Raw genomic sequence first — 9,100 nt, forward strand, 5'->3', positions numbered from 1 at the left:
GGCGAATGGGAGGGCGGTTCCCGCCCTCCCTGCCGATCACGCAGGCTGCGGCACCGGAGCGGCATCGTCCGGCTCATCGACTTTTATCGCCTGGCTTCCGAACCGGGCGTAGAGCGTCGGCAGCACGAACAGCGTGAGCAACGTCGCCGAGATCAGGCCGCCGATGACGACGGTCGCGAGCGGCTTCTGCACTTCGGCGCCGGCACCGCTCGCAAACGCCATCGGCACGAAACCGAGACTGGCGACGAGCGCCGTCATCACGACGGGGCGAAGCCGTTGGAAGGCACCCGCATGCGCAGCTTCGGCCCGGTCCATCCCCGATCGCATCAGGTCATGGATCGATGACACCATGACGAGGCCGTTGAGCACGGCGATCCCCGACAGTGCGATGAAGCCCACCGCGGCGGAGATCGAGAAGTCCATGCCGCGCACGAACAGCAGCAACACGCCTCCCACCAGCGCGAACGGCACGCCGGTGAAGACGATCGCGGCATCGCGCACCGATCCCAATGCCCCGTAGAGCAGCAAGAGGATCAGGACGAAGCACGCCGGGATGACAAGCTGGAGCCGCTGGCTGGCAGACTCCAGGTTCTCGAACTGCCCGCCCCATTCGAGATAGCTGCCGGCAGGCAGACGTACGCCGCTAGCGACCGCAGCCTGTGCATCCGTCACCACGCCGCCGACGTCGCGCCCGCGCACGTTCGCCTGAACAACGACGCGACGCTTGCCGTTCTCGCGGCTGATCTGGTTCGGCCCGTCTACGACGCCGATGTCCGCGACGCTCGACAGCGGCACATAGCCGCCACCGGCGACCGGCACCTGCACCTGTTCAAGCCGCCCCAGATCGGCGCGTTCGGCATCCGACAAGCGGATAACGACCGGAAACCGCCGATCGCCCTCGAAGATCATGCCGGATTCCCGTCCCCCGAGGGTGGCGGTGATGGTATCCTGCACGTCCTGAGCAGTGACGCCGACCCGCGCCATCGCATCACGGTTCACGCGGATGTCGAGCATGGGAAGGCCCGTCGTCTGCTCAACCTTCACGTCCGCCGCGCCCTCTGTCTTGCGCAGAATGCCGGCGATCTGTTCGGCGGTGCGGTTCATGCTGGCGAAGTCGTCGCCGAACACCTTGACCGCAATATCGCCGCGGACACCGGCGATCAGCTCGTTGAACCGCATCTGGATCGGTTGTGTGATCTCATAGGCATTGCCGGGAATTTGGCCAAGCTTGCCTTCCAACCGCTCCACCAGGGCTGCCTTTTCCAGCTTGGGATCAGGCCATTGGTCGCGAGGCTTCAGGATGACGAACATGTCGGTTGCGTTCGGCGGCATCGGGTCGGAGGCGAGTTCGGCCGTGCCCGTCTTGGAAAAGACGAACCGGACCTCCGGTTGCTTCGCTACCATCCGTTCGATCGGCACCTGCATCGCCTGGCTTTGCTGAACCGACGTTGCGGGTATGCGCAGCGACTGAATAAGCAGGTCGCCTTCGTCGAGTTGGGGGAGGAACACCTGCCCGAGTGTCGTGAAGGCCAGCGCTGCTGCGACGAGACTAAGGACGCTTGCCCCGATCGTGATCGTGGGCCGCTTCATCGCCTTGTCGAGACCCGGTTCGTAGCGTGCCTTTAGCCAAGCAATGATCCGACCGTCCTTCTCCTCGACCTTCTTCGAGAGCCAGATGGCGATCGCTGCGGGAACGAACGTCAGCGACAGCACGAAGGCGAAGAGCAGCGCGATGATGACGGTGAGCGCCATCGGTCCGAACGTCTTGCCTTCCACGCCCGTGAGCGTGAGCAGCGGCACATAGACGAGGATAATGATCGCCTGCCCGTAGACCGAAGGACGGATCATCTCCCGCGCCGCGGTCGCCACCGATTCCAGTCGCTCCTTTACCGTCAGCAGCCGTCCTTCATGATGCTGTTGCTCGGCAAGGCGTCTGAGCGCGTTCTCGACGATGATGACCGCACCATCGACGATCAGGCCAAAGTCGAGCGCGCCGAGGCTCATGAGGTTCGCCGACACGCCGAGGCGCAGCATCCCAAAGCCGGTCAGCATCATCGTGATCGGAATGACAGCCGCGGCAATCAACGCGGCGCGAAAGTTGCCGAGCAGCAGGAACAGCACGACCACGACGAGGAGCGCGCCTTCGCTCAGGTTCTTTGCAACCGTCTTGATTGTCGAATTGACCAGCGCGGTGCGGTCGAGCACCGGCTGCACCACCACGTCGGGCGGCAGCGAAGCATTGATCTCCTTCAAACGATCAGCGACCGCGGTCGCGACGTTGCGGCTGTTCTCGCCGATGCGCATGACCGCAGTGCCAACAACAACTTCGGTGCCGTTCTCCGACGCCGAGCCCATCCGGATCGCCTGTCCTGTGCGGACGCTCGCAACCTGATCGAGCGTGATGGGCACGCCCTCCCGGGTTGCGACAACGGTACGCGCAAGTTCGTTGGCATTACGCACCAGCGCATCAGAGCGGACCGCCAGACCCTCGCCATTGCGATTGACGAAGCCGCCGCCCACGCTCGTATTGTTGCGCTCCAGAGCGGTGCCGAGATCGGTGAGCGTAATCTTGAGTGAGGCGAGCTTCTGCACGTCGGGGACGACGAGGTACTGTTTGGAGTACCCGCCGATCGAGTCGACGCCGGCAAGGCCGGGCGTGTTCTTGAGCAGCGGCGTTACGATCCAGTCCTGCGCGGTGCGGAGATAGGTTGCCTTGTCCTCCTGGCTGGTCAGCCGCTCGCCTTCAGGGGTGATATAGCTGCCATCGGGCTGCTGTCCGGGTTCGCCAGGTCGATGCTTGTCATCTTTCCGATGATCGAGGCGCACGGTCCACATCAGGACCTCACCAAGCCCAGTTGCGATCGGACCCATCTCCGGATTGACGCCATCGGGAAGGCTCTCCGCAACGCCTTGCAACCGTTCGCCGACCTGTTGGCGGGCAAAGTAGATGTCGGTGGATTCGTCGAAGACTGCGGTGATCTGGGCGAAGCCGTTACGGCTCAACGAGCGGGTGTTTTCAAGGCCGGGAATGCCGGCAAGGGCCGTTTCGATCGGAAACGACACCTGCTTCTCGACCAGTTCGGGCGAGAGTGCGGACGCACGGACGTTGATCTGAACCTGATTGTTCGTGATGTCCGGCACCGCGTCGATCGGGAGCCGGTAGAGGGACCAGCCACCGATAACGGCAGCGATGGCGGTGAGGAGCAGGACGAGCCAGCGCTTCTCGACCGCCCATGTGACGATGCGAGCGATCATGACATCAATCCTCGTGCGCCGCTTCGCCCTTGCCGAGTTCGGCCTTGAGCGTGAAGCTGCCGGTAGTGGCGATCTGCTCCCGACCGGTGAGGCCGGAGCGGACGATGACGGTGTCGCCGGCAGCATCGCCGAGCGTGACCGGGGTTGCCTGAAAACCCTTGGGCGTGCGGACGAACACGACCGACTTGCCTTCAACCGTCTGGACGGCTGTCGTCGGCACGCGAATGGCCGAGCTTCCGCCACTCCCGCTCAATTGGACCGAGGCACTGACGGGCTCGCCTACACGCCATTGGCCGCCTCGGTTGTCGAGCGTAGCGATAACTGGCACCTGCCGTGTCTCCGGATCGAGCGCTGGTGACACGAAGCTGATGCGCGCACTCGTCTGCCGCCCAGGCGCCGTCACCATCACCACATTGCCGGGCCGAACCCGTCCGGCATCTTCTGGCTTCAGGTTAAGGGCCAGCGACACCCGTCCGAGGTTCGCGATACGGTAGAGTTCCGTGTCGGCTGCAACGGTCTGCCCGAGCACGACAGGGCGAGCGATGACCTGACCACCAATCGGAGCGACGATGCCGAGCCGATTGAGTCCGCCCCCGCCACCGCCTGCCGCGGACACCTGGCTTTGTGCCTGCCGGTAAGCGATGCTGGCTTCGATCGCCGCAGTGCGTGCGGCGATCAGATCCTGCTCGGGTGAAACGCGTTGCGCGAACAGCCGCTGCTCGCGCGACAGGTTCGAGTTAGCGAGCGCGAGCCGGGCGCGCGATGCCTCGACCTCGCCTTTGAGCTGAGCCGCTTCCCGGCTTTCGATGATCGCGATGGTCTGTCCGCGCCCGACCGACTGGCCAAGGTTGCGGGTCAACGCCACGACCCGCCCGCCGATCGCGGCCGAGACGACCTGCGTTCCTTGCGGGTCGCCTTCGATCGTTGCCGGCAGTTCGATCGTACCGGCACCACCCGTGATGGGGCGGCCGATCTGGACACCCGCGGCGGCAATCTGGTCAGGCGAGAGCGTCACGACACCCTCGTCGGCATGAGCCGACTCACCGCCACCGGCTTCGGTGCCGACTTCGGTTTCAGCTTCAGCCGCGTTGCCGCCTTCCGGGCTGCTACCGCAGGCCGCGAGTAACAGGGCAAGGCCGAGCGGCAGAACGCCGCCCGTCAGGATGGTCTTCATCGATCGGTTCCCCCGGAATTGGTAGTGGGCGCGGGGGCGGTCAGTCGCTCCAGTCGCGCACGGGCATTTTGATAATTGGCGAGCGCTTCGATCGCGGCGATGCGCGTTTCAGCGAGGGTGCGTTCGGCATCGAGCAGGTCGAGCTGGCCGAACTTGCCCTCGCGGTAGCCGATACGCGCGATCCGGGCCGCTTCCTGTGCTGCAGCCAGCGCCGGCCCCGCCGCGGTGCGAGCCGTGGTCGCAGCGTTCGCTGCCTCGGCTTGTGCATCCGTAATTGCCTGTTCGACATCGAGGGCGGTCACGCGTCGCACCGCTTCAGCCCGTGTCCGCTCCGCCGTGGCCTGAGCAATGGCAGCGCGGCCATTGTTGAAGACCGGGATCGGAATGGAGATCGAAAACATTGCGGCGGTATCGTTCGTTGCTTCCAATCGGCGCAGCGCCGGCCCGACGTTGATGTCCGGCACGCGGTTGGCGCGAGCTAGCCTGATGCCGGCATCGGCAATGGCGAGATCGGCATCTGCCGCCGCCAGCGCCAGCGTGCCCGCCGTCTGCGCGGGGGCCATCGGCCCGAAGGTCGATGCGGGAATTCGGTCAAGAAGCCCAACGTCCAGCGCGCCGTCAATCGGTCGCCCGATCCGTCGCGCTAGGTTCGTTCGTGCCGCTTCGGCGAGCCGTACCAGTCGCTCGACATTGGCATCCGCGTTGATGCGCGCGACGTCCGCCCGTTGTTCTTCAAGCGGCGATGCGCGCCCTGCCTGGACCCGAACTCCCGCTCCTCTCAGCACCTCGGCTGCAATCCGGGCTTGATCACGTGCCGTTACCAGCCGGCGTTCGGAAGCGACGGCCTCGACGTAGAGCTGTGTGACCTGCACGCGGATATCTGCCGCAACGATCGCAGCCTGCAATTCGGCCCGCGACACCTGCGCGCTGGCGACCGCCACGCGGGCGCTCCGCTTGCCGCCAAGCTCAATCGGGAGCGCAACTCCAACCGTCGTCTCGGCACTGCGCAAGCCCCTGTAAGGGCCGGAGCCGACGATGTTCTCGACTTGGCCCTGAACAACCGGATTAGGCCGTAGACCGGCGACGCTGCGGCCTTGGCGAGCCGCCTCAATAGCCGCGGTTGCCGCTTCCGACGCGGGTGCCGAGCCGCCCGCGGCCAAAACAGCTTGGTCGAGCGTGTAGACTGGCGCAGCGGACGCTGCCACCGGCGCCTGTTGCGCCTGCGCCACTGAGGCGCACGACGCCGCGGCCAGCAAAGCCGCGAATAAACGATGCATGATTGAAGGACTCCTGACGCAACCGGGCATCCCGCGACGTTCTCTCGCGGGGGTCTAGGGTTCGTCAGGCCTGTGGTGGACGGAGAGCCGGATCGCCTATGAGGCCCGCGCCATGCGCCTGCTCCCAAGCCATACTTTTCGCAGTCTGGCTAATAGCGTTCGGAACGACGTCGGCCGTAATCGGCACGCCGATATGGTGCCCGTGGCACCCTCCATGATGGTGCGGGTAGCCCTTCTCGGAATCCGCAGGGACTTGGTCACCATCACCATCGACGTGAACAAGGGTTGATGCTGCAGACTCAGCCGACGTTTCGAGACAAGTGATTGGCTCGGCGGCATGCACGGCCGCGCCCAGCCCCAATGACGAGGCGAGCAGCAGGCAAAGAACAAAGGCGAGCAGCCGACGCATATGGGATTGGGTACCAGTTACCGGTTAGGATGTAACGACATAGTTGCCGAACGGTCGTGCCTCTTTCCGATTGACCTCAACTCGGTCCTGGCTTGGCCGATGATCTGGAAGCCACCCCAAAGCCCCAATGTTGCCATCAATCCGGCGACGATCAGGTCAGGCCATGCCGTTCCGGTCCCGAACACGCCCGCCGCCGCCAGCACGACGGCAATGTTGCCGATCGCGTCGTTGCGTGAGCAAATCCACACCGAGCGCATGTTCGCGTCGCCGGTTCGAAAGCGGTAGAGCATCACCGCGACAAGTCCGTTGGCGACCAGCGCCGCGACCCCGACGACACCCATAACCTCGGCGTGAGGCACAGTGCCGTGGAACGCGCCCCAGCCCGCCGCGAGCAGGACATAGAACCCGAGCAGGGCAAGCGTCGCCCCTTTCAGCATCGCTGCGCGCGCCCGCCAGGCTATCGCCATTCCGGCCACACCCAGGCTGATCGCGTAGTTGGCGGCATCACCGAAGAAGTCGAGCGCGTCGGCTTGGAGCGCTTTCGACCCGCCCGTGATCCCAGCTACGATCTCGACCGCGAACATACCGCCATTGATGGCGAGCGCGATCCACAGCGCGCGCCGCCACTTCGGGTCGTTGAGGGTACCCGCCTTGTCGGACGCGCAGCTCGTGCAGGCCATGTTCGTCACCTCGATAGAATCGATCTGGCAGCCTATATGCACCCTCTAGTCGCTAGAGGGTCAAGCGCTGTGTCTGATAAACTGACGATTGGAAAGCTGGGCTCGGCGACGGGCACAAAGGTCGAGACAATCCGCTATTACGAACAAATCGGCTTGCTGCCGGCGCCAGCGCGGTCGGCCGGCAATTACCGGACCTACGAGGGCGAGCATCTGCGGCGCTTGTCCTTCATTCGTCGGGCGCGAGACCTCGGCTTCTCGATCGATCAGGTACGCGAGTTGATGGGGCTCGCTGATCGTCGCGAACAGTCCTGCATGGCCGTGGACGTGATCGCCAACCAGCACCGGGATGCGATTACGCGGAAGATTGCCGATCTAACGGCCCTCGCTGGTGAACTGGACGCTCTGATCGACTCCTGTAGCCGCAACACTGTGGCCGATTGCAGGATCATCGAAGCCTTGGGTCCGAAGTGATCGCTCCGGGTCAGAGCACGGGTGTGCCACGTGGCACACCAACACGGTGAAGCTGCATCTGCCAAGAGCGGAAGAAGGCAATGCGCGAACGCAAAGCCTCCGCAGTCAGCTCTAGCACCCACCGTGAAGTTGGCAACTTCGCGAAAACGAGCAGCTTCGCAGCTTGTCGCTGCGCCTCGATACGAAGAAGGCCGCCCCTTGATGCCAACGGCAACAGCGGGGACGGCCATGTTGCCGCGATTATAGGCGGGGAAAGCCTTCACGCATAGGTTGAAGACGCTGCAGTCCAGATAAACCAAAGGCCGCCCATTGGGCGGCCCTGGCCATTAGTTCCCTGGCGGGAAACGGACTCTCCCTCTCCGAGGAAGGCCGCCTGTGCCTCTCACATAGACGGTAGCTGATAACCGTTCAACTAACGGCAGGTGCGACCCTGACCGTGCACCGTACTTCCTCACGCGCCTTGTTCGCGCGCTTTCGACACGCCTCCAGAACCGCACGGTTGGCGGTGACGATCCGGTCGCCCGCCGCGATGTTGGCGAAGGCATCGGGTGCAGCGCTCTGCATCATTCGCTGCCCTGCTTCCCAACGAGGAAGGCCGAGCGTCCGCGCCGCCATACGCTCGGGCCATTGCCAGCTCGCCGGCGCGACCTCGCGCGCGACCATTCCGGGCAGGATCGTCCATGCCAGGATGCCAATCGCCGCCCCGCCCAGCCCGAACCAAAGCTGCCTGTTCTTCTGATCGGCCTTCGTCCATGCCGATCCGGCGATGGCGCGAAGTTCGGCCATGACGCGGGCCTTGTCCTCGCCTGCCTTGGCGAGTGCCGCCTGATCCTCACGCCGGGCAGCGTTGCCCGCTGCGGCAATCCTCTGTGCCATCTGTTCGGGCGTCATCGCCAGCGCCGGACTCCGGGCGATCACATCGTTGATGACAGCGATCCGGTCGGCCGTGGCGTCCACGCCCTGCTGCATCCGCCCCAGCGTCTCGGAATAGTCGGGAACGTCGATATGCGCCCGCTCGGCCGCCAAGCCCTCCACGGCACGGCGCAGCAACGCCAGCTCGCGGTCCTGGCCTTCTATCACGGCGCGCAACCGGTCGAACGCTTCCGCTGGATCGCCGCCTTCCTGAATATCGTCGTCCATCGTCACCTACCGGCTCATGCCATGATCGCGGTCGCGGCTAATCGTGACCGACTGCGCCAGCTCGTTTGCGATCGATCGACCGCGCTCCATTTTCAGTTCCAGCTCGGGCGCGCGCCGGTGCAACGCGGATTCGAGCTGCGGGTCGCGGTGCAGCCCGCCCGCGATGCTCTCCATGCGCTTACCGAGCCGTTCCGCACCCGCATGGTCGCCGGCGCGCTCCATGCTGGCGCGAGCTTCCATCATGCCCTGCCACTGCTCCACGAACCGTCCGGCGCGCTTCTCCGGGTCGATGCGGACCTGACGCTCCGTTTCCATCGCCTTCGCCGCGCCGCCCGTGTTCCCCTCGGCCGCGTCGCGCGCGAGCCGGGGATCGCGTTCGATCGCGCTGGCGAGGTCGCGCGCGCCATGCGGCCGCACCTGGTCGAGCGCGTCGCCGGCCTTCGCCAATGCCTGTTCCTGGTGCGCCAGCACCGGCAACCCCTTATCCCGCATCCGGCCTATATCGGCTGCGGCACGCCCATAGCGTTCGATCGCGCGGGCCTGCGAGGGCGCGAGCGGCCGATCGGCCGCGGTACGCTCCAGCGACGTTACCTTTTCGGCCGCCGGTTTCGGCCGGAAGCCGTCGAACATGCTCTTAGCCTTGTCGCGCACCTTCTCCGCCACCTGGCGCGCGAGATCCGGGAACCGGATCTCG

7 protein-coding genes and 1 pseudogene are annotated in these 9,100 nt (G+C 65.1%); 1 reads left to right on the forward strand and 7 read right to left on the reverse strand.

What is annotated here, in order from left to right; all coding sequences use genetic code 11:
• Positions 1-36: 36 nt before the first annotated feature.
• From ASE59_RS08255 to ASE59_RS08270, 5 genes are all read right to left on the reverse strand, one after another.
• Entirely contained in the window at positions 37-3,255 is a 3,219-nt protein-coding gene (locus tag ASE59_RS08255; protein WP_056454925.1) for an efflux RND transporter permease subunit, read from the reverse strand.
• 4 nt (positions 3,256-3,259) lie between these two features.
• On the reverse strand, positions 3,260-4,429 hold the full coding sequence (locus tag ASE59_RS08260; RefSeq protein WP_056454928.1) for an efflux RND transporter periplasmic adaptor subunit: 1,170 nt from the start codon (positions 4,427-4,429) through the stop codon (positions 3,260-3,262).
• Positions 4,426-5,706: a TolC family protein gene (locus tag ASE59_RS08265; protein WP_056454932.1), complete on the reverse strand. Its 1,281-nt coding sequence runs from the start codon at positions 5,704-5,706 to the stop codon at positions 4,426-4,428. Before ASE59_RS08265 ends, ASE59_RS08260 begins: the two co-directional genes overlap by 4 nt.
• A 64-nt stretch (positions 5,707-5,770) precedes the next feature.
• Positions 5,771-6,115 carry a hypothetical protein gene (locus ASE59_RS19610; RefSeq protein ID WP_156359962.1) on the reverse strand — a complete coding sequence of 115 codons (345 nt, stop codon included), beginning with the start codon at positions 6,113-6,115 and terminating at the stop codon, positions 5,771-5,773.
• 17 nt (positions 6,116-6,132) lie between these two features.
• Entirely contained in the window at positions 6,133-6,795 is a 663-nt protein-coding gene (locus ASE59_RS08270) for a cation transporter (protein WP_056455015.1), read from the reverse strand.
• Positions 6,796-6,864: 69 nt separating this feature from the next.
• Between ASE59_RS08270 and ASE59_RS08275 the strand changes: the two genes are divergently transcribed.
• Positions 6,865-7,266: a MerR family transcriptional regulator gene (locus ASE59_RS08275; protein ID WP_235515693.1), complete on the forward strand. Its 402-nt coding sequence runs from the start codon at positions 6,865-6,867 to the stop codon at positions 7,264-7,266.
• Positions 7,267-7,674: 408 nt separating this feature from the next.
• Here ASE59_RS08275 and ASE59_RS08280 read toward each other — a convergent pair whose 3' ends face one another.
• Together ASE59_RS08280 and ASE59_RS20625 are read right to left on the reverse strand one after the other, a co-directional pair.
• Positions 7,675-8,406: a DUF6118 family protein gene (locus ASE59_RS08280; RefSeq protein WP_156359963.1), complete on the reverse strand. Its 732-nt coding sequence runs from the start codon at positions 8,404-8,406 to the stop codon at positions 7,675-7,677.
• A 6-nt stretch (positions 8,407-8,412) separates the two neighbouring features.
• Positions 8,413-9,100 (reverse strand): annotated as a pseudogene (locus ASE59_RS20625) (Ti-type conjugative transfer relaxase TraA); the annotation flags it as partial.

Origin of the sequence: Sphingomonas sp. Leaf10, from assembly GCF_001421245.1 — a bacterium.
Lineage (GTDB): Bacteria > Pseudomonadota > Alphaproteobacteria > Sphingomonadales > Sphingomonadaceae > Sphingomonas.